This window comes from Cryobacterium gelidum, assembly GCF_004403985.1.
GTDB lineage: Bacteria > Actinomycetota > Actinomycetes > Actinomycetales > Microbacteriaceae > Cryobacterium > Cryobacterium gelidum.
The window spans coordinates 318,152-337,049 of record NZ_SOHL01000015.1 but is presented as its reverse complement, the minus strand read 5'-3'; the positions used below and the strand labels follow the sequence as shown (position 1 = coordinate 337,049).

The 18,898-nt window shown below is 65.8% G+C and carries 17 protein-coding genes; 6 read left to right on the top strand and 11 right to left on the bottom strand.

What is annotated here, in order from left to right; translation table 11 throughout:
* Nucleotides 1-28: 28 nt before the first annotated feature.
* The 3 genes from argE to E3T50_RS10040 are packed head-to-tail and all read right to left on the bottom strand — an operon-like array spanning nucleotide 29 to nucleotide 3,429.
* A complete protein-coding gene (gene argE / locus E3T50_RS10050; protein ID WP_241990853.1) occupies nucleotides 29-1,279 on the bottom strand; it encodes an acetylornithine deacetylase in 1,251 nt (416 codons plus the stop codon).
* A complete protein-coding gene (locus tag E3T50_RS10045; protein ID WP_134551697.1) occupies nucleotides 1,246-2,589 on the bottom strand; it encodes an SLC13 family permease in 1,344 nt (447 codons plus the stop codon). Before E3T50_RS10045 ends, argE begins: the two co-directional genes overlap by 34 nt.
* A 9-nt stretch (nucleotides 2,590-2,598) precedes the next feature.
* Nucleotides 2,599-3,429, bottom strand: a complete 831-nt coding sequence (locus E3T50_RS10040; RefSeq protein ID WP_134551696.1) for a maleate cis-trans isomerase family protein — start codon at nucleotides 3,427-3,429, stop codon at nucleotides 2,599-2,601.
* A 181-nt stretch (nucleotides 3,430-3,610) separates the two neighbouring features.
* On the opposite strand from E3T50_RS10040, the gene E3T50_RS10035 reads away from it, so the two are divergent.
* Together E3T50_RS10035 and E3T50_RS10030 are read left to right on the top strand one after the other, a co-directional pair.
* Nucleotides 3,611-4,399: an IclR family transcriptional regulator gene (locus tag E3T50_RS10035; protein WP_166783816.1), complete on the top strand. Its 789-nt coding sequence runs from the start codon at nucleotides 3,611-3,613 to the stop codon at nucleotides 4,397-4,399.
* A gap of 369 nt (nucleotides 4,400-4,768) precedes the next feature.
* Nucleotides 4,769-5,686 (top strand): LysR family transcriptional regulator, encoded by a 918-nt coding sequence (locus E3T50_RS10030; RefSeq protein WP_134551694.1) that lies wholly within the window; start codon nucleotides 4,769-4,771, stop codon nucleotides 5,684-5,686.
* 21 nt (nucleotides 5,687-5,707) lie between these two features.
* On the opposite strand, the gene E3T50_RS10025 is transcribed toward E3T50_RS10030, so the two are convergent.
* The 5 genes from E3T50_RS10025 to E3T50_RS10005 all read right to left on the bottom strand — a co-directional run bounded on the left by E3T50_RS10025 (nucleotide 5,708) and on the right by E3T50_RS10005 (nucleotide 12,079).
* Nucleotides 5,708-7,207, bottom strand: coding sequence for a CoA-acylating methylmalonate-semialdehyde dehydrogenase (locus E3T50_RS10025; protein WP_134458455.1), 1,500 nt, complete (start codon nucleotides 7,205-7,207; stop codon nucleotides 5,708-5,710).
* A 19-nt stretch (nucleotides 7,208-7,226) separates the two neighbouring features.
* On the bottom strand, nucleotides 7,227-8,582 hold the full coding sequence (locus E3T50_RS10020; protein WP_134551693.1) for an aspartate aminotransferase family protein: 1,356 nt from the start codon (nucleotides 8,580-8,582) through the stop codon (nucleotides 7,227-7,229).
* Between the two features lie 45 nt (nucleotides 8,583-8,627).
* Entirely contained in the window at nucleotides 8,628-9,644 is a 1,017-nt protein-coding gene (locus E3T50_RS10015) for a TIGR03842 family LLM class F420-dependent oxidoreductase (protein ID WP_134551692.1), read from the bottom strand.
* Nucleotides 9,645-9,670: 26 nt separating this feature from the next.
* Nucleotides 9,671-11,089: a dihydropyrimidinase gene (gene hydA, locus E3T50_RS10010; RefSeq protein ID WP_134551691.1), complete on the bottom strand. Its 1,419-nt coding sequence runs from the start codon at nucleotides 11,087-11,089 to the stop codon at nucleotides 9,671-9,673.
* A gap of 108 nt (nucleotides 11,090-11,197) precedes the next feature.
* Nucleotides 11,198-12,079, bottom strand: coding sequence for a nitrilase-related carbon-nitrogen hydrolase (locus tag E3T50_RS10005; RefSeq protein ID WP_134551690.1), 882 nt, complete (start codon nucleotides 12,077-12,079; stop codon nucleotides 11,198-11,200).
* Nucleotides 12,080-12,375: 296 nt separating this feature from the next.
* On the opposite strand from E3T50_RS10005, the gene E3T50_RS10000 reads away from it, so the two are divergent.
* The 4 genes from E3T50_RS10000 (at nucleotide 12,376) to cofD (ending at nucleotide 16,193) form a co-directional block, all read left to right on the top strand.
* Entirely contained in the window at nucleotides 12,376-13,380 is a 1,005-nt protein-coding gene (locus E3T50_RS10000) for a putative F420-0 ABC transporter substrate-binding protein (RefSeq protein ID WP_134551689.1), read from the top strand.
* A 61-nt stretch (nucleotides 13,381-13,441) separates the two neighbouring features.
* Nucleotides 13,442-14,428, top strand: coding sequence for a putative F420-0 ABC transporter permease subunit (locus E3T50_RS09995; RefSeq protein ID WP_134551749.1), 987 nt, complete (start codon nucleotides 13,442-13,444; stop codon nucleotides 14,426-14,428).
* A complete protein-coding gene (locus tag E3T50_RS09990) occupies nucleotides 14,419-15,207 on the top strand; it encodes an ABC transporter ATP-binding protein (RefSeq protein WP_134551688.1) in 789 nt (262 codons plus the stop codon). The genes E3T50_RS09995 and E3T50_RS09990 overlap by 10 nt, the downstream gene beginning before the upstream one ends.
* Complete coding sequence (gene cofD, locus E3T50_RS09985; RefSeq protein WP_134551687.1) at nucleotides 15,204-16,193, top strand: 2-phospho-L-lactate transferase; 990 nt, start codon at nucleotides 15,204-15,206, stop codon at nucleotides 16,191-16,193. Before E3T50_RS09990 ends, cofD begins: the two co-directional genes overlap by 4 nt.
* 25 nt (nucleotides 16,194-16,218) lie before the next feature.
* On the opposite strand, the gene cofC is transcribed toward cofD, so the two are convergent.
* The 3 genes from cofC to E3T50_RS09970 form a co-directional block, all read right to left on the bottom strand.
* Nucleotides 16,219-16,863, bottom strand: coding sequence for a 2-phospho-L-lactate guanylyltransferase (gene cofC, locus E3T50_RS09980; protein WP_134551686.1), 645 nt, complete (start codon nucleotides 16,861-16,863; stop codon nucleotides 16,219-16,221).
* Nucleotides 16,864-17,003: 140 nt separating this feature from the next.
* Nucleotides 17,004-17,801 (bottom strand): coenzyme F420-0:L-glutamate ligase, encoded by a 798-nt coding sequence (gene cofE, locus E3T50_RS09975; RefSeq protein WP_134551748.1) that lies wholly within the window; start codon nucleotides 17,799-17,801, stop codon nucleotides 17,004-17,006.
* A 48-nt stretch (nucleotides 17,802-17,849) separates the two neighbouring features.
* Complete coding sequence (locus E3T50_RS09970) at nucleotides 17,850-18,851, bottom strand: TIGR03557 family F420-dependent LLM class oxidoreductase (protein WP_134551685.1); 1,002 nt, start codon at nucleotides 18,849-18,851, stop codon at nucleotides 17,850-17,852.
* Nucleotides 18,852-18,898 lie beyond the last annotated feature (47 nt).

The following is an 18,898-nucleotide window of genomic DNA, read 5'->3' as shown; positions in this document are numbered from 1 at the left end:
CTTTCTGTGCCGAAGGGGTGCGATCAGGTCAGTGCTGGTGTGCCAGGTGCCCAGCGAGTGCGCGCATGAAATCTTCACAGGCACTGATTTGCGCCACGTCGATGTACTCGTTGGCGGTGTGACCCTGGCGGATACTGCCCGGGCCACAGACGACGGTGTCGATTCCGGCCAGCTGAAAAAGGCCACCCTCGGTGCCGTACCCGACGGTCTCTTCAGAGCTTGTTCCGGTGAGCTCGTGCGCCAGCTGCAGCGCGGCGCCGGTTCCGGCCGCGCTCAGGGCGGGAACGGCGCCGATCGGGGCGAACGACACGTCGGCGGTTGCATGTTCGGCCCGCATAGCGGGGCGCAGTTCCCCGAGCACGAAGTCTTCGATGCGGGAGAAGATCGCGGAGGTGGAGACTCCCGGGATCGCGCGAAATTCAAATTCAAAATCGCAGCGTTCGGCGACCGTATTGACGGCCGCCCCGCCCGAAATCGTGCCCACGTTGATGGTTGTGTACGGTACCTCGAAGCTTGCATCGAAAGGCCCGTTCACTCGGTGCTCGTCGGCGATCGAGCGGATAAACGTGATAGCCCGTGCCGCGTACTCGATGGCGTTGACGCCATTGGGTGTGTTGGAGGAGTGCGAGGCCAGCCCCGTGAAACTCACCCGGTACAGGTAGCTGCTCTTGTGCGCCGACACCGCACGCATGCTGGTCGGCTCCCCCACCACGCAGATGTCTGGGCGGATGCCTCGCGCGGCCAGGTCGGCCAGCAGGGTGATGGCACCGTGGCATCCCACCTCTTCGTCGTAGGTCCACGCAAGGTGCAGCGGTGTCGCAAGCGGCCGGGACAGAAGCTCTGGCAGCAACGCGAGGATGACACCACTGAACGCTTTCATATCGGCGGCGCCCCGGCCATACAGCCGGTCGTCGCGCAGCTCTGCGGTGAACGGATCGCTGCTCCACGCCTGCCCGTCCACGGGAACCACGTCGGTGTGGCCGGCGAGCATCACGCCGCCCGTAGTCGACCCGTCGTGTGCCGGGATCGTGACCACGAGGTTGGCTTTCGTACCATCGGAGTTGGGTACGAGCACCGGCTCGAGCCCCTGTACCCGCAACTCCGTGTCGATAACGTCGATCAACTCCCGGTTCGAATTGCGGCTGGTGGTGTCGAAAGCGATCAGGCGGGTGATCCACGCGAGGGTGGTGGGCGCGAGAACGGTGGAGTGAGTGATGAGAAAACCTTTCGAGGGAGGAGTATTGGTTAGCCGATACCAAGCTGCACGAAGCAGAACCACACGAGCACAGGCACGACGGCGATCATGACGACAGCCCAGACCAGCAGCGCGCGGAAGAACAGCCGCTCGTCCTTCGGCGGAGCGCTGGCCATGAGCAGCGCGCCGCTCGTGGACATGGGACTGACATCCACCACGGACGCGCTGATGGCGATTGCCGTGATGACGCCGATGGGGCTGAGCAGCGGGTCGAGTGCAATGGGCGTGACGAGCGGGCTGATCACGCTCAGGGTGCCGGTGGTCGACGCGAACGCCGAGACAATCGCCACGACATAGCTCGTCACGAGGGCCGCGAGCGAGCTGTTGCCGAGGCCGGCGATGCCGTTCTGCAGCTCCTCGAGCGCGCCAATGGCCTCGAGCATGCCTACGTAGGTGACGATCCCGGTGACAAGCAGGATGGCCGACCATGGCATGCTCTCCACGGCCGACTTCTGCACGCTCGAGTTCGCCACGATGAGCGCGAGGGCGATCACGAACGACGCCACCCCCACATCGATGCCGAAGACGGTCGTGAGCGCGAGCAGCACCCCGAGCCCGGCGAGGGTGAGCACCCGGATAGGCGTCGCGGCCACCTTCACTGGTGCCATCCTCACCGGCCGCGTGAGAACGGATACGCCCGCCCGGGTTCCGGGGGCGGTCCCGATGGCGCCGGCACCCGTCACGTTCTCGCTACTCGGTTCACCCGACTGCTCGGCCGCACGGCGAAGCCGTCCGCCCATGATCTTCTGCGCAGCCGCATAGGCAACGAAGGCAAGAAGCGCGTTGAACACGAAGCAATACACGAACAGCTTGAGTGAGTCGGCGCTTGCACCGGCATCGTCGAGCATCACGTTGGCGAGCACGCCGAACGGATTGACCGGTGAGAACGCGCCGGCATTTGCGCCCTGCACCACTACGAGTCCCATGGCCAGGGTACTGATTCCGAAGCGGCTACCGAGGGTGAGCGCTACCGGGGCCACGATAGCGATCGCGGCCGGGGTGAAGGCGCCCGCCGTGGCGAGCACGGCCGTGAGTAAGAACATGAGCACGGGTACGAGCAGCTTGCGGTGGCCCGCGAGGCATTCGGCCCAGTAGGCGAGCAGGTCGATCGTGCCGTTGATGCGCACGATGGCAAAGAGCAGCGTCGCCCCCACGAGAACGAAGAACAAGCCGGACGGGAACTCGCTAATCACGTCTGTGATGGGCAGGCCGGCCAGGAGTGTGCCGACGCCGAAGGCGGCCACGAGCGCGATCAGCCCGGCGTTGATCTTGGTGAACGAGCCTATGGCGAAGGCCACGATCAACACGAGGAAGGCGACGAGCGGGATGGACATGTGCGCGCCCTAGGCGTCGGTGCGAATGCGAGGAACCAGAGAGGCGACAGTGCCGGCCAGCAGCCCGCCGGCGTTCGGGATCGCCGGAGTGTGGCCGAGTAGTTGGAGGATCTCCCAGGTGGTCGCGGTTGCCGCGGTGATCACGGGCAGGCCCAGCTCGTCCTCGACCGCCTGCACCGCGGGAAGGGAGGGCATCTGCACGCAGGCCGAGAGCACGATGACGTCGGCTCCCTCATGCTTCAGGTTGCGCGCGAACCCGGGCAGATTGAGCGGATCGAGACAGCCCACGGCGAGGTTGTCGTTTACGCCAAGGCTCACGGTGTCGATCACCTCGATACCCGCTCCCTCGATGTAGTCGCTCACCATTTGGGTGAGCGGTTCCATGTACGGGGCCACCATCACCACGCGGCGAGCGCCGAGCTGCTGCAGGGTGCGTACGAGGGCGCCGGCGCTGCTCGTGACCTCGGCCGGGTGACCGTTGTCCAGGGCAGCCTGACGAATGACGTTCTCGGCTGGCTCGTGCGCGCCGGGGCCCTGGGCCATCACTGCCACAAGGCAGGCATACGCGATCACGTCCACGTCGGCGTCGGAGACGGCCGTGGCGCAGTCGGCAGCCTTCGCGGCCATGGCGAGCAGTTCCTCCGTCGTCACGTTCTTCAGTGCGGCGCGGGCTGAGTGGAAGGTGTAGGTGTGGCCGGTTGCCGCGGTCTGGCGTCGGAAGAGCTCCGGCAGCTCGGTCTCCATGGTCGTGTTCGAGCTCGGGACGATGAGGCCGATTCGCGAGGAGCCAGGCTGGCTGGCATTCATCGTGGCGTCCGTTGTGAGGTTGGACAGTGTCATTGGTGTCTCCACGTCATTGTGTGCAGGGCTGAGCAAGCCAGGAAGCGTAACCCATCAGATAGGTTATAGTCCCATCATGTGGGTTCCTTCGGGGTTCTGTCAAGACCTCGAACCGGTCGGGGTTCGCCACAGCCCTAGGCTGGGGCCGAGCGCCCACAACAGCGAGGTAGGAGCAACGATCGTGTCATCAGAGCAGGTCAACAGCCGGTCACCCACGCTGGTGCTGCACAAAATCACCGAGATTCTCAACTGTTTCCGGGTAGATGCGCCCGAACTCACCCTGCAGCAGGTCATCAAGAAGACCGGCTTGCCGTCGAGTACCTGCCAGCGCCTCGTGCAGGACATGGTGCATGAGGGACTCCTCGATCGCGATCGCGATCGGTACCGCATTGGAATCGCAGTGGTGCGTTGGGCGGCCCCCGGCACGCTCGGCCTCGACGCGGTGCAGCTCGTGAAGCCGGTGCTACAGGACCTGCGTGACGAGACCGGCGAGACGGCATGCTTCTACCTTCGCGACGGGGCCTTCCGCACCATCGTGGCGGTGGCCGAGACACGACACGTGGTGATCCGGCCGTTCATGGTCGGCATGGTCATGCCCCTGCACGCCGGTGCTCCCGGCAAGATTTTCCTCGCCTTCGATCCGGATGCCCGTGCCGCCATCGAGCAGTTAGATCTCGGGGCATTCACGGGATCCACCCCGACCAATCTGGCCACCCTCGATGCCCAGGTCGAGGTTGCCCGCGCGCAGGGGTACTACGCCGCCTTCGGAGAGCGCAACCTCGGCGTGGGGTCGATCAGCGCACCCGTCTTCACACACATGGGCGAACTGGCCGGGGCTATCGGTCTGGGCTTTCCCACCCAGCGCGTCACGCCCGACGACGTTGACCGACTCGGCCCCCTCGTGGCCAGCGCGTCAATCGAGGCTAGCCGCCGCCTGGGCTATGACTCGGCCACGCGCGGAACGCCCTAGGCCTGGAGTTCAGCCCCGACCCACGGAACAACCTGTGATGGCCAACGAGTTCTGAGGAGGTGCTGCTCTGCGGTTTCGGGCTTGGTTGGGCACCAGTCCTCGATGCCGGTCCTCCTGCTAGAAGATGCGAACGAGGTTACGGCGCTCGATCTGGCGGTAGCCGTCGCGGTGCACCTCGACGACGAGGGCGGCGATGGATACGACGGAAACGAGCAGGATGGCGATGAGGATGAACACGAGGTGCCTTTCGAAAGAGATGGACTGGCCCGGCACGGAGGCGACACTGCTCGTGTATGACTATATGAGTTAACCACCCCCCACCGTTCAGCACAATCGCATTGTTCTGCATGCATTGTGTAGGTTGGCTACATGGACGTGCAGCGACTCGAACTTCTCCGCGAACTCGCCGACCGCGGCAGCGTCACGGCCGTCGCCCTCGCCACGCACCGCACCCCGTCGGCCGTCTCCCAGCAGCTCAAGGTGCTCGAGCGCGAGGCCGGCTTGCCACTCACCCAACGGCAGGGGCGCGGCCTCGTGCTCACCGATGCGGGTCGTTCCCTGGCCCGCAGCGCAACGGATGTCGCGGTGTCACTCGCGAAGGCGACCGCGCTCTGGGACGAATTTCGCAACAACGCGACCGGCGACGTAAGCCTCGTCACCTTTCCCACGGCCGGTCAAATGCTGTTGCCCGGTGTCATCAAGAACCTTCAGCCCGGCCTCGTGCTCAACTGTGCCGACGAAGACCCCGAGTTGAGCGACTTTCCGGCGTTCACGGCCGAGTACGACATTGTGTTGGCCCACTCGATGAGCGGGCAGCTGTCGTGGGCCGGCCGGGGCCTGACGGTTGTTCCGCTCATGACCGAGCCACTCGATGTGGGACTGCCGGTGGGGCATCCGCTCGCCGATCGCGCCTGGGTCGGCCCGCGCGACCTCATTGGGGAGACCTGGATCGGGGTGACCGACGGCTACCCATTCGAACGCATTTTGCACGCGATCGAGCAGGAAGCCGGCGCCCACTTATCGATGTCGCAGCGTTTCGCCGACCTCGCTTTGATCGAGTCGTTCGTGATTGCCGGACTCGGCATCGCCCTCGTGCCGCGCTATACCTCCGGCGGGGGCCAACCCGGCCGTCTCGTACTGAAGCCCCTGCGCGGCATCGAATCGGAGCGGCAGATCGTGGCACTCATGCGCCCCGACCGCGCCGAACGCCTCGCCGTGCGCACAGTCATAAACCTTCTTCGTGCTGAAGCCGCCCAGGTACAGCAATCCCACTCTGCGCCCCACTAGGCCCACGAGAGCGAGGTGGCCCTACTGGTTTTGCGGGAACCCCAAATTGATGCCTCCGTGGCTGGGGTCTAGCCAGCGGCTGGTGACGGCTTTTTCTCGGGTGTAGAAGTTCACACCGGCGGGACCGTAGGCCTTCGCGTCGCCGAACAGGGAGTTCTTCCAACCGCCGAAAGAGTGGTACGCGACCGGCACCGGAATGGGCACGTTGATGCCGACCATGCCGACCTGCACCTCGTTCTGGAACCGGCGAGCGGCCCCGCCGTCGTTGGTGAAGATCGCGGTGCCGTTGCCGTACTGGCTCGCGTTGATGAGGTCGAGGCCTTCCTGATAGGTCGCCACGCGCACGATCGACAACACCGGTCCAAAAATCTCATCGAGGTAGACGGCCGAGTCGACGCTGACCTTGTCGAACAGGGTCGGGCCGAGCCAGAAACCGTTGGGGTCACCGTCGACGCTGATATCGCGACCGTCGATGACGATTTCGGCGCCGTCATTCTGAGCGATGTCGATGTAGCCGGCGACCTTGTCGCGGTGCACCTTCGTGATCAGCGGGCCCATGTCGCAACCGCGCGTGCCGTCTCCGACGGTGAGGCCCTTGACGCGCTGGGCGATCTTCGCGATCAGCTCATCCGCGACGGGCTCGACGGCGACGATGACACTGATGGCCATGCAGCGCTCACCGGCGGATCCGAAACCGGCGTTGACGGCGGCATCCGCTGTGAGGTCGAGGTCGGCGTCTGGCAGCACGAGCATATGGTTCTTGGCGCCACCGAGGGACTGCACGCGCTTGCCGTGCCTGGCCGCCGTCTCGTAGATGTACCGGGCGATCGGGGTGGAGCCGACGAAGGAGATCGCCTGCACGTCGGGGTGCACGAGCAGCGCGTCGACGGCTTCCTTGTCACCATGCACGACGTTGAGCACTCCCTCGGGTAGCCCGGCCTCGGTGAACAGCTCGGCGAGCCAGTTCGACGCACTAGGGTCTTTCTCGCTCGGCTTGAGCACGACGGTGTTCCCGGCCGCGATTGCGATCGGAAAATACCAGAGCGGCACCATCGCCGGAAAGTTGAACGGGCTGATGATGCCCACGACGCCGAGCGGCTGGCGCAGCGTGTAGACGTCGACGCCGGTCGAGACGTTCTCGGAATATTCGCCCTTGGACAGGTGCGGCATGCCGAGGGCGAATTCGACGACCTCGAGGCCGCGAATGATCTCGCCGAGCGCGTCGGAGATGACCTTGCCGTGTTCGGCGGTGAGAATCTCGGCGAGGTCCCCCTTGCGGGCGTTGAGCAGCTCACGAAAGTTGTACATGATGCTTTGGCGGCGGGCCTGGCTCGTGTCGCGCCAGGCCGGGTAGGCGGCCTGGGCGACGGCGACGGCCGCGTCGAGGTCGGCGGTGCTGGCCAGCAGCACGTTCTTGGCGACTGTGCCGGTGGCCGGGTTGTACACGGGCGCGGTGCGGGTGGAGGTGCCGGCTGAGGCCACCCCGTTGACGTAGTGCTGGATGGTAGGAAGGTCGGTCATGGTGAAGAGTCCTTAGCGGTTAGGAAAGAAGATCGAGGCTGAGCACCTCGTCGTAGATGGCGAGCGCCTCGGCAACCTCGGCGTCGGTGACGACACAGGGCGGTACGACGTGGATGCGGTTCTCCATCAGGAACGGCAGCAGGCCACGCCCGAGCAGTTCGGCTTTCACCCGGGCCATCACGGTAGCGCTCACCGGCTCGCGGGTATCGGGATCGGCGACGAGTTCAACCGCCCAGAACACACCGACGCCGCGTACTTCGCCGATGATTGGGTGCCTGGCCTGCAGCGTTCTCAGCCCCGGCTCGAGGACATCGCGGCCGATGCGGGCGGCATTTTCGACGATGCCCTCGTTCTCCATCGCGTCGAGGGCACCGACGATCGACGCCATGGCGAGCGGATGCCCACTGTAGGTGAGTCCGCCGGGAAAGACCGTCTCGTCGAAGGTGGCCGCGATGGCATCGGAAATGATCACACCGCCGGTGGGCACGTAACCGGAGTTGACGCCCTTCGCAAAGGTGATCAAGTCGGGTACGACGTCGTAGGCCTGGAAGGCGAACCAGTGGCCGGTGCGACCGAAGCCGCACATGACCTCGTCGAGGATGAGCATGATGCCGTATTTGTCGCAGAGCGCGCGCACGCCGGGCAGGTAGTCAGCCGGCGGCATCATGATGCCGGCAGTGCCGGGAATGGACTCGAGCAGAATCGCCGCGACCGACCTCACGCCCTCGCCTTGGATGACGCGTTCGAGATGGTGCAGGGCGCGCGCGCATTCCTCCTCCTCGCTGCTGGCCCAGAAGTCGCTGCGGTAGAGGAACGGGCCGAAGAAATGCACATGGCCGCGCGAATACTCGTTGGGAATGCGGCGCCAGTCGCCGGTGGCGACGATGGCCGCTCCGGTGTTGCCGTGGTACGACCTGTAGAGCGAGAGCACTTTGTCGCGGCCGGTGTAGAGGCGGGCCATCCGCATGGCATTCTCATTCGCATCCGCTCCCCCGTTGGTGAAGAAGACCTTGTTGAACCCGGCAGGGGCGCGGTCGGTGATGCGCCTGGCCGCTTCGCCGCGGGTGAGGTTGGCCGTGGACGGCGCGATAGTCGTCAGCAGCGCGGCCTGCTCGGTGATGGCTTTCACGACAGACGGATGCTGGTGGCCGATATTCACGTTCACCAGCTGACTGGAGAAGTCGAGATAGGTTCGTCCGTCGTGATCCCAGACGCGGCAGCCCAACCCGCCGGCGATGACGAGCGGTTTCAGGGCCGCCTGCGCCGACCAGGAATGGAAGACGTGCGCCCGGTCGAGTTCGCTCGTGCGCGCATTGAGGCCCGGCGCCTCGCCGGTGGCTGCGGGAGGGACGGTGTGTGTGCTGGTGTCAGTCACGTATATCGCTGGCTTTCTGGGTCGGTGGTGGTGGAGATGAAAATACTATTTCTTGGCCGTGATGGAGTCGGTCAGGGCCGGAATCACGGTTTCGCCGTAGACGCGCATCGTTTCTTCCTTGTTGTCGTGCTGCAGATAGCTGGCGAACTGGTCGACGCCGAGCTCCCGCAGCGCTTCGAGCTTCTCGATGTGGTTTTTGGCGGTGCCGAGCAGGCAGAACCGATCGACGATCTCGTCGGGCACGAACGCGGCGTGCTCATTGCCGGCCTTGCCGTGCTGGTTGTAGTCGTAGCCCGCGCGGTTCTTGATGTAGTCGGTCAGCGCCCGGGGTACGGAGGAATTGGAGCCGTACTTGGCCACAATGTCGGCCACATGGTTGCCGACCATGCCGCCAAACCAGCGGCACTGGTTGCGCATGTGTTCCCAGTCCGTTCCGATGTACGCGGGGGCGGCGACACAGAACGTGATCGACAGCGGGTCACGGCCCGCGTCGGAGGCGGCGGTACGCACGCTCGTGATCATCCACTCGGCCACATCGAGGTCGGCCATCTGCAGAATGAAGCCGTCGCCCACCTCACCGGCAAGCTTGAGCGCGAGCGGGCCGTACGCGGCGACCCACATTTCGAGGCTCGAGCCCCGGCTCCACGGAAACTGAACCGTGGCACCGTTGTAGAGGACTGGGCGGGAGTTGGCGAGTTCCCGAATGACGTGGATGGACTCGCGCAGGGTCTTCAGAGTGGCCGGGGCACCGTTGGTGGTGCGCACGGCGGAGTCGCCGCGGCCGATGCCACAGATGGTGCGGTTGCCGTACATCTCGTTGAGCGTCGCATAGGTTGACGCCGTCACCGTCCAGTCGCGGGTGGCCGGGTTGGTGACCATGGGGCCGACGATGATTTTGCTGGTCTCGGCCAGGATGCGGCTGAAGATCACATAGGGCTCCTGCCAGAGCAGGTGGGAGTCGAAGGTCCAGACGTGGCTGTACCCGTGCGCCTCGGCGAGTTTGGCCAGTTGCACGGTGCGGGCCGACGGCGGGTTGGTCTGTAGCACTGCTCCAAAATCCATGTCATCCCCCTCAGATCAGACTGTCACTAGATTAGGTACTGGCTCAGGCCGCGCTTGATGAAGCGACCGTCACCCTTGGTACCGAGATAGGCGAAATCGTCGATGACGACCTTGCCGCGGGAGATGACGGTGTCCACGTGGCCGTCGATCTCGTAGCCCTCCCAGGCTGAGTAGTCCATGTTCATGTGATGCGTCTGCTCCACTCCAATCGAGGTGTGCCCCTTCGGGTCGTACACGACCACGTCGCCGTCGGCACCGGGCGCGATCACACCCTTCTGGCCGTACATGCCGAACATGCGCGCCGGGGTGGTGGAGCACACCTCGACCCAGCGTTCGAGCGAGATCTTGCCATCGACGACGCCCTGGTACAGCAGGTCCATGCGGTGTTCGACCGAGCCGATGCCGTTGGGAATCTTGGAGAAGTCGGTCAGCCCCAGGTCTTTCTGACCCTTCATGCAGAACGGGCAGTGGTCGGTGGACACCATCTGAATGTCGTTCGTTCGCAAGCTCTGCCACATGTGATGCTGGTGCCCCTCAGCTTTCGCGCGCAGCGGCGTCGAGCAGACCCACTTGGCGCCTTCAAATCCGGGAGCGCCGAGGTTGTCCTCGAGCGAGAGATAGAGGTATTGCGGACACGTCTCGCCGAACACGTTCTGACCGGTGTCTCGGGCCTGTGCAATCTGGTCCACGGCCTGCTTGGCCGACACATGCACGATATACAGGGGAGCGCCGGTCAGGTTGGCGAGCATGATCGCCCGATGGGTGGCCTCTTCTTCCGCCTGCCAGGGCCGAGTGACGCCGTGATACACCGGGCTCGTGTTGCCAGCGGCGACGGCCTGCTGCACGAGCAGGTCGATGACACTGCCGTTCTCGGCGTGCATCATGATCATGCTGCCGTTCGTCGCTGCGCGCTGCATAGCCTTGACGATCTGGCCGTCGTCGCTGAGGAACACGCCCTTGTAGGCCATGAACAGTTTGAAGCTCGAGACACCCTCGTCGACGAGTTCGTCCATCGCGGTGAGCGAGGTGTCTTGTACGTCGGAGAGAATCTGGTGAAAGCCGTAGTCGATGGCGCACTCGCCGGCGGCCTTCTGCTGCCATTTCTGGTACTGATCGAGTACGTTCTCGCCGGCATACTGCACGACGAAGTCGACGATGCTCGTGGTGCCGCCCCAGGCAGCCGCGCGAGTGCCGGTTTCGAAGGTGTCGCTGGCCTGGGTTCCGCCAAACGGCATCTCCATGTGGGTGTGGGCGTCGATGCCCCCCGGAATGACGTACTTGCCGCGTGCGTCGATGACGCGATCGACATTGGCCGCCACATCGAAGCCGAGCAGATTCGCGCCCGGCGCGAGCACCGCGGCGATTTTCTCACCGTCAATGAGCACATCGGCGAGCCCTCGTCCCGTGGCGTTGACCACGGTGCCATTCCTGATCAAAGTCTTCATGTCGTCCTCTTCACTGACAGTGTGCGGGTAGCGGATGCCGCCGCCGCGTCGCGCAGGCCGGCCGGCAGCATCCGCGGTGCTGGTTCTCGAGCAGCAGGGCCGAAGCGGTCAGGGCGCGACGAGGGGTTCGTAGGAATCGGGCCGACGATCGCGGTAGAACTGCCAGGAGTTGCGCACCTCGCGGATCACGCCGAGATCGAGGTCGCGCACGACGATCTCCTCGGTATCAGTGGACGCGATCGCGCCCACGTAGTTGCCCTTGGGGTCGACGAAGTAGGAGCTGCCGTAGAACGTCACGGCCTCGGCGCCGAACTCGGCCTCCTCGTTGCCGATGCGATTGTTGGCGCCGATGTAGTACTGGTTGGCGACCGCGGCGGCCGGCTGCTCGAGCTCCCACAGGCGGTTGGAGAGACCGGGCTTGGTGGCCGAGGGGTTGAACACGATCTCGGCACCGTTCAGGCCGAGCGCGCGCCAGCCCTCGGGGAAATGACGGTCATAACAGATGTAGACGCCGATCTTGCCGTACCGGGTGTCGAAGACCGGGTAGTCGGTGTTGCCGGGGCGAAAGTAGAACTTTTCCCAGAATTGCGGCAGGTGGGGGATGTGGTGCTTGCGGTACTTGCCGAGGTAGCTTCCGTCGGCGTCGATGACCGCGGCGGTGTTGTAGAGCACACCGGGTTGTTCTTCTTCGTACATCGGCACGACGATGACCATCGCGAACTCGGCGGCGAGCTTCTGAAACCGTTCGACGATGGGGCCGGGCACGGCCTGCGCGTAGTCGTAGTACTTGGCGTCCTGCACGATGCCGAAATAGGGGCCGTGGAACAGTTCCTGAAAGCAGATCACCTGCACGCCCTGCGCGGCCGCGGTGCGCACGAAGCCCTCGTGCTTGGCGATCATGGACTCTTCGTCGCCGGTCCAGGTGGCCTGGGTGATCGCCGTTCGAACACTGTTTGCAGTGCCGTTAGTGCCGTTAGTGCCCACGCTCATACTGCGCCTTCCACTTCGTTGTAGTTTCATCATCCTGTCGTCCAACGCAGCCAGGGACAAGAGCTATGCACAATCTCATCGAGGAAATCGCGCTACGCGCCCCGGCCGGGGCATCGCTGGGCGCAGTGTCTGACGGGCCTAGGCTTGAGGCTGACCACCGGTTCGCTTTGACCGGTCCCGCTGGCCTGGATTTGGGCTGAGGTCGACCATTATTCCGCTAGTTAGCACCGGTCCGTTCGGCGTTGTGCTCGCCGAGCCGGCCGGGTGACCGCCCGCGAAGAGTCGAAAGAGACCTCATGAATCGTCGAACCATCCGGCGCCATCCGGCTGCCCTGACAGCCGTCGCGATTGGCGCTCTGCTGCTGAGCGGATGCGTCGCTGCGATAACGCCCGCCACCGCACCGGCCCAGACGCCCGCTGCCACCGCGAACTACCCGGTCACGGTCGACAATTGCGGCACGAGCCTGACCGTCACGGCGGCCCCCGAACGCATCGTCTCGATAAAGTCCTCGGCGACCGAGCTGCTGCTCGCGCTCGGTCTCGGCAAGCGCATCGTGGGATCCGCTTTCCTCGACGGCCCCCTGCCATCCTCGCTCGCCGCGGCCGGCGCCGACCTCAACGTGATCAGCGAATTTCTCCCCGGCCAGGAGGCCGTTCTCGGTCTGAACCCCGACTTCATCTACGGCGGCTGGGAGTCCAATTTCAGCGTCGACGGCGTGGGCGAACGCGACGCTCTCACCGCACTCGGCGTGGGCAACTACGTCTCCCCGGCCGCGTGCAAGGGCGACAGCATGCCCAACCCGCTCACCTTCCACACGGTGTTCAGCGAAATCGAGGAAGCCGGCAAGATCTTCGATGCCGAACCGGCCGCTGAGGAGCTCGTGCGCAGGTTGAACGACGACCTCGCCGGGCTGACGCCGCCGAGTGGAACTACGACCGCCCTCTGGTACTCCAGCGGTACGACCACCCCCTACGTGGGCGCCGGTATCGGTTCACCCGCCATGATCATGGAAGCCGCCGGCCTCACCAACGTCTTCAAAGATGTGCGCGACACCTGGACTTCCGTGGGCTGGGAAACGATCATCGAGGCCAACCCGAGCGTGATCGTGCTCGTCGACGCGACCTGGAACACCGCCGAAGCCAAGATGGCCCACCTCGAATCCGACCCGGCCACCCGGGCGCTCGATGCCGTGCAGAACCAGCGCTACATTATTTTGCCATTCGCCTCCACCGAGGCCGGGATGCGCAACGTCGAGGCCGCGTCATCCGTTATCTCCCAGCTAGCCGACCTGAACGAGTGAGCCGCTTCTCCGATCGGCGCGGGGCCTCGTGACCCGGGCTCGCTACCTCGGGTGGCTCGTCATGGCCACGGTCACCCTCGCCCTGGTGTGCGGGGTGGCGGTGACCATCGGACCGGCGGCGGTGAGCCTGGCCCAGGTGGCTGGCAGCATCGGCGGGCACCTCGGCATTCCCACCGACGCTCCAGTGTCGCTACTGGTCGACTCGATCGTCTGGCAGCTGCGACTGCCGCGCGTGCTCACGGCCGCGTTGGTCGGTGCCGGCCTCGCGCTGAGCGGCGCGGTCATGCAGAGCGTGACACGCAACCCCCTGGCCGACCCGTACCTGCTCGGGCTCTCGAGCGGGGCATCCGTCGGCGCGGTCTGCGTAGTCATTCTCGGCATCGGGTTTGCCCTGCCCGTTGCAGCCTTCCTCGGCGCGCTGCTCGCCCTCGTCGCGACGTTGAGCATCGCCCGAGTGGGCGGCACGATCACGCCGGTGCGAGCCGTGCTCGCTGGGCTGGCCATCGCGCAGCTCGCCGGCGCCCTGACCTCGTTCATCATCTTCTGGGCGGCCAAGGGCGACTCCTATCGGGAGATCCTCAACTGGCTGCTCGGCTCTGTAGCCGGTGCCACCTGGCAGAGCGTGGCAATCGCCGCGTCGGGTGTCGCGGTCGTCGGCACCGGCATCCTTCTGTCGGCGACCCGGCTCGACGCCTTCGCCTTCGGCGACACCTCGGCGGCGAGCCTTGGTATCAACGTCAATCGCACCCGCTGGGCATTGCTCGGGGCGGTTGCCTTGCTGACCGGTGCGATGGTGGCCGTGAGCGGGTCGATCGGCTTCGTCGGGCTCATCCTGCCGCACCTCGTGCGCGGTATCAGCGGCCCGGGGCACCGCCGACTGCTGCCGCTCGTCTCGGTCTGCGGGGCGCTGTTTCTGGTCATCGCCGACACCCTGGCCCGCACGGTGTTCGACCCGCGTGAGCTGCCGGTGGGCATCATCACCGCGTTCATCGGTGTGCCGGTCTTCATCCTGCTGATCAAGAGAAAGAAGTCGCACCTGTGGGCGTAGACCTCGACGGCTTGTCGTTCGCCATCGACGGCACCCTGATTGTGCGCGATTTCTCGGCGTCGCTGCCCACCGGCAGCGTCACCGGACTGCTCGGGCCGAACGGCGCCGGCAAGTCCACCCTGCTGCGGCTGGTCGCGGGCATCGACAGGGCGGATGCCGGCACCGTCACCCTCGACGGCGTCTCGATCGGGTCGCTGACGCGACAGGAAGCGGCCCGGCGCATCGCCCTGCTCGAACAGAATGCAGCGCCGAGCGTGGAGCTGACCGTGCTCGACGTCGTGCTGCTGGGGCGCATTCCGCACCGCACCAGGCTGATGGGGTCGTTTGGCGGTGACGACGATCGTGTCGTCGCTATCGACGCCCTCCAGGCCGTCGGTGCAGCGGAGCTGGCCGATCGTTGCTGGCAGACCCTGAGCGGCGGGCAGCAGCAGCGCGTGCAGATCGCCCGGGCCATGGCGCAGCAACCGAAATTATTGCTGCTCGACGAGCCGACCAACCATCTCGACGTGAGCGCGCAGCTCGCGCTGCTCGGGCAGGTGCGTGCGCTCGGGGTGACGGCGATCATGGCGCTGCACGACCTCAACCTCGCGGCAGCGTATTGCGATCAGATCCTGTTGCTCGACGGGGGCCGGCTCGTGGCTGCCGGTACCCCCGACGAGGTGCTGACCCCGGAAATCATCGGCGCCGTCTACGGCGTTGACTGCTTCATTTTGCAACACCCGCGCGGCGGGCACCCGGTCATCGTGTACTCCTCCGCTACGTCGAAAGGTGCATCATGAAGCACGTCACCGTGTTGGCCGGCGGCGTCGGCGGTGCCCGCTTTACGCGCGGACTCCTGGCCCACCTCGCCGTCGTCGCTCCGAAGGCGACCGTGACGGTGATCGTGAACACCGGCGACGACATGTGGCTCGATGGCCTGCGCATCTGCCCCGACCTTGACACCGTCATGTATACCCTCGGCGGCGGCATCAACGAGGAGCAGGGCTGGGGCCGCCCCAACGAGACCAGACGGGCCTCGGCCGAGATTGCCGCCTACGGCCGCGACTGGTCCTGGTTCACGCTCGGCGACCTCGACCTCGCCACCCATATCGTGCGCACCGACCTGCTGCGGAGCGGCTCGACCCTGTCGGAGGTGACCGAGTTTCTCTGCCGCCGCTGGCAGCCCGGCGCGCGCCTACTGCCGATGAGCGACCAGCCGGTGGAAACTCACGTATGCCTCGCCGAGAATATCGATAATCATGCTGCGGGTGACTATATTCACTTTGAGGAATGGTGGGTGCGCTACCGCGCCCGGGTAGCCGTGACGGGGTTCCTCCAGCGCGGGCTGGCCGCGGCCGTCGCTGCACCGGGCGTGCTCGCGGCCATCACTAACGCCGACCTCGTCGTGCTGCCACCATCGAACCCGGTCGTGTCGGTGGGAACGATCCTGGCCGTGCCGGGCGTTCGCGACGCCCTGCGCGGCACCGCCGCCCGGGTGGTCGGAGTGTCCCCGATCATCGGCGGCGCGGCCGTGCGCGGCATGGCCGACGCATGCCTGTCGACAATTGGGGTGGCGACATCGGCGGTGGGCGTGGGTTTGCACTACGGATCGAGACGTTCAGGCGGCGTGCTCGATGCGTGGCTGATCGATGAAACGGATGCCGCGGCGCTGCCCGCCCTGGCGGCTGCCGGCATCCGTTCTGCGGCCGTGCCGCTGTGGATGACCGACCTGCCCACGACGACCGCGATGGCCGCGGCTGCGCTGCGGCTCGCCGTTGAAGGCTAAGCGCTGCGGGACCAGCGCTGCGGGATCAGCGCTTCGACAGCGCGGCCAGCTCGATCGTGTGCGGCCCGAGGCCGAGCACCCGGGCAGCGTCGAGATCGGCGGCCGTATCGACGTCGCGGCGCATCGACGAGGTCGGCGAGAGGTCGAGCGGAACGTGCCCATCGGCCTCATGCGCGGCGCGGGAGCCGCGTCCAAATCGTGGCGTCAACCTGACGCCCGCGTGGGCGAATAAGGCCGTCGTTCCTCCGCCTTCCGTGTCGGGCACCATCGAGCGCGGGTGTTCAGCGGCGAGCGCGAACGCGGCCTCGACGTCGACCGGGCGCAGGGCGGGCAGGTCCCCAGTCATCACGGCCAGATTCGAGTCGAAACAGGCGCGCCGTGCGGCAGCGACACCCTGCTCGATCGCGGCGTTCAGCCGGGCATGTCCCGTCACACCCCCGCGCTTCAAGGCTGCCTCCGGCACGATGACCGCACCGAGCGTGGCCAACAGTTCGCCGAGATGGCTATTACCGGTCACCACAAAAACGCGCTGAACCGCGGATACCGCCACGAGCGCGGTCACCGTGTCGAGCGCAAACGCTTCGGCCAGCACCTCCCGCTCTGGCACGGCCCCGAGTCGACTCTTCGCGCCCGGAGTTCCCTTGACCGGTACCACGACCACCCAGCTCATACCCGTTTCGCCTCGATGCTCTCCACGAAACCGAGCTTATCCCCGCACTCGGGCACATCCGTCGACCCGAATACGCTCCTTTGATCGGCCCAAGAGGAGCCCCGGCAAAGCGGCCTGAGCCAGGCCATCACGATCACGATCTAGCCCAACGCGGCCGCAGCACGCCCGGCGGCGAAGCCCGCGATGTAGCCTTCGGTGTACCCCTCGGCGTGGGCCTCCGCCGTGCCGAGGCGAAACATGTCGGTAGCGCTCGGCCGCTGCAAGGCGCGCGCGCCGGCGGCATCCAGCTCGGCAACCAGCCGGCCGAGTCCGCGCACGACCGCGACCGGGTTGCCGCTCGTCTTGCCCTTGACCAGGTCGGCAGCGCCGGCAATCTCGTCGGCGACCGCCGCGACGGTGACGTCGAGACGGCGACCGGAGACATCCGCCGTGCCGCGCAAATCGTCGAGCACTGCCAGCCCGGCGGCGCCGATGGCGATGTCGGTCTGGCCCTCACGCCAGGGGCGCCCGGCGGTATCGGTCACGAGCACGCCGAGCCGCAACCCGGTGCGCTCGCGGAGAGCCGCGCAGATGGCGCGCGCCGACGCGTCCGGATCCACCGGCAGCAACAGCACCACACCCTCAGGCGCATTGCTCGTGTCGACGCCGGCCGCCGCCATGACCAGGCCCTGCCGATTTTCGACGATGCGAGTGAACCCGCCCGGGTGCGCCCTGGCGGCCACGACACGCACGGTCTCGTCGGTGATCGCCTGCTCCCGGTCGACGGCCAGAACGGTGCGGCCCTCAGCCTTGGAGACGATTTTGCTGGTCACCGCGACAATATCACCGTCAATCAGGCGCGACTGCGCGGCCTCGCAGATCAGTTCCCCGAGGTCATCGCCGGCGACGATCTCACCGAAACCACCGAGAGCGAACACCTTGAGGCCGAACAGTTCCATGGCGCCAACTTCGGCAGTCGCCGCATCGGGCAGCGAATCGTGCGGCATCTACCGCACGAGCTTCGGGAGAACGGATGCGCCAAAGACGTCGATCCACTGCTTCTGATTGCGGCCCACGTTGTGCAGGTAGATGCGATCAAAGCCGAGGTCGACGAACTTCTGAATGTATTTGCGGTGCTCGTCCGGGTCGGCCGAGATGATCATGCGGCCCTCGAAGTCCTCCGGGCGTACGAGCTTGGCCATCTGCTCGAATTCAAACGGCGAACGGATGTCGCCCTTGGGAAACTTCATGCCGCCGTTCGGCCACTCGTGCAGCGCGTTGATCATGGCCTCTTCGTCGGTGTCGGCCCAGCTCATGTGCAGCTGCAGCACCTTGGGCATGACCGAGGGATCCTTGCCGGCCTCGCGCGCACCGTCATCGAATTTGCCGAACAGCATCGAGATCTTCTCGAGCGGGGCGCCGACCGTGATGAGACCGTCGGCCAGCCGGCCGGCGCGCTTGGCGGTGACCGGGCCGGCGGTAGCGACCAGAATTTCGGGGGCAACGTCGGGCATGGTCCACAACCGGGTCGACTCGAGCTTGAAGAACTGCCCGGAATGCTTGACGTCCTTGCCGGCGATTGAACCGGCGAACAGCTTCGAGATGATCTCAATGGCCTCGAACATGCGGTTGATGCGCTCGGGCGCTTCGGGCCAGTAACCGCCGACGATGTGCTCATTGAGGGCCTCGCCGCTGCCGAGGCCGAGCCAGTGCCGGCCGGGATACATCGAGGCGAGGGTCGCGGAGGCCTGGGCGACCATGGCCGGATGCCAGCGAAAGGTCGGTGCGGTCACACCGGGGCCGAAGTCGCCCTTGGTGCGCTCGGCGATCGAGGCCAGCACGCTCCAGACGAAGCTCGACTGGCCTTGGGCCGGAACCCACGGCTGAAAGTGATCGGCCGCCATCACGCCGGTGAAGCCATGCTCCTCGGCGTAGGCCGAGAGCGCCACCGCCTCGGCCGGTGCGAACTGCTCCAACATGGCCGCGTAGCCAATCTGCAACTCCGTCATTGTGATCTTCCTGCCTGTCGGTGAGCTACACCTCTTCAGTGCCGCAC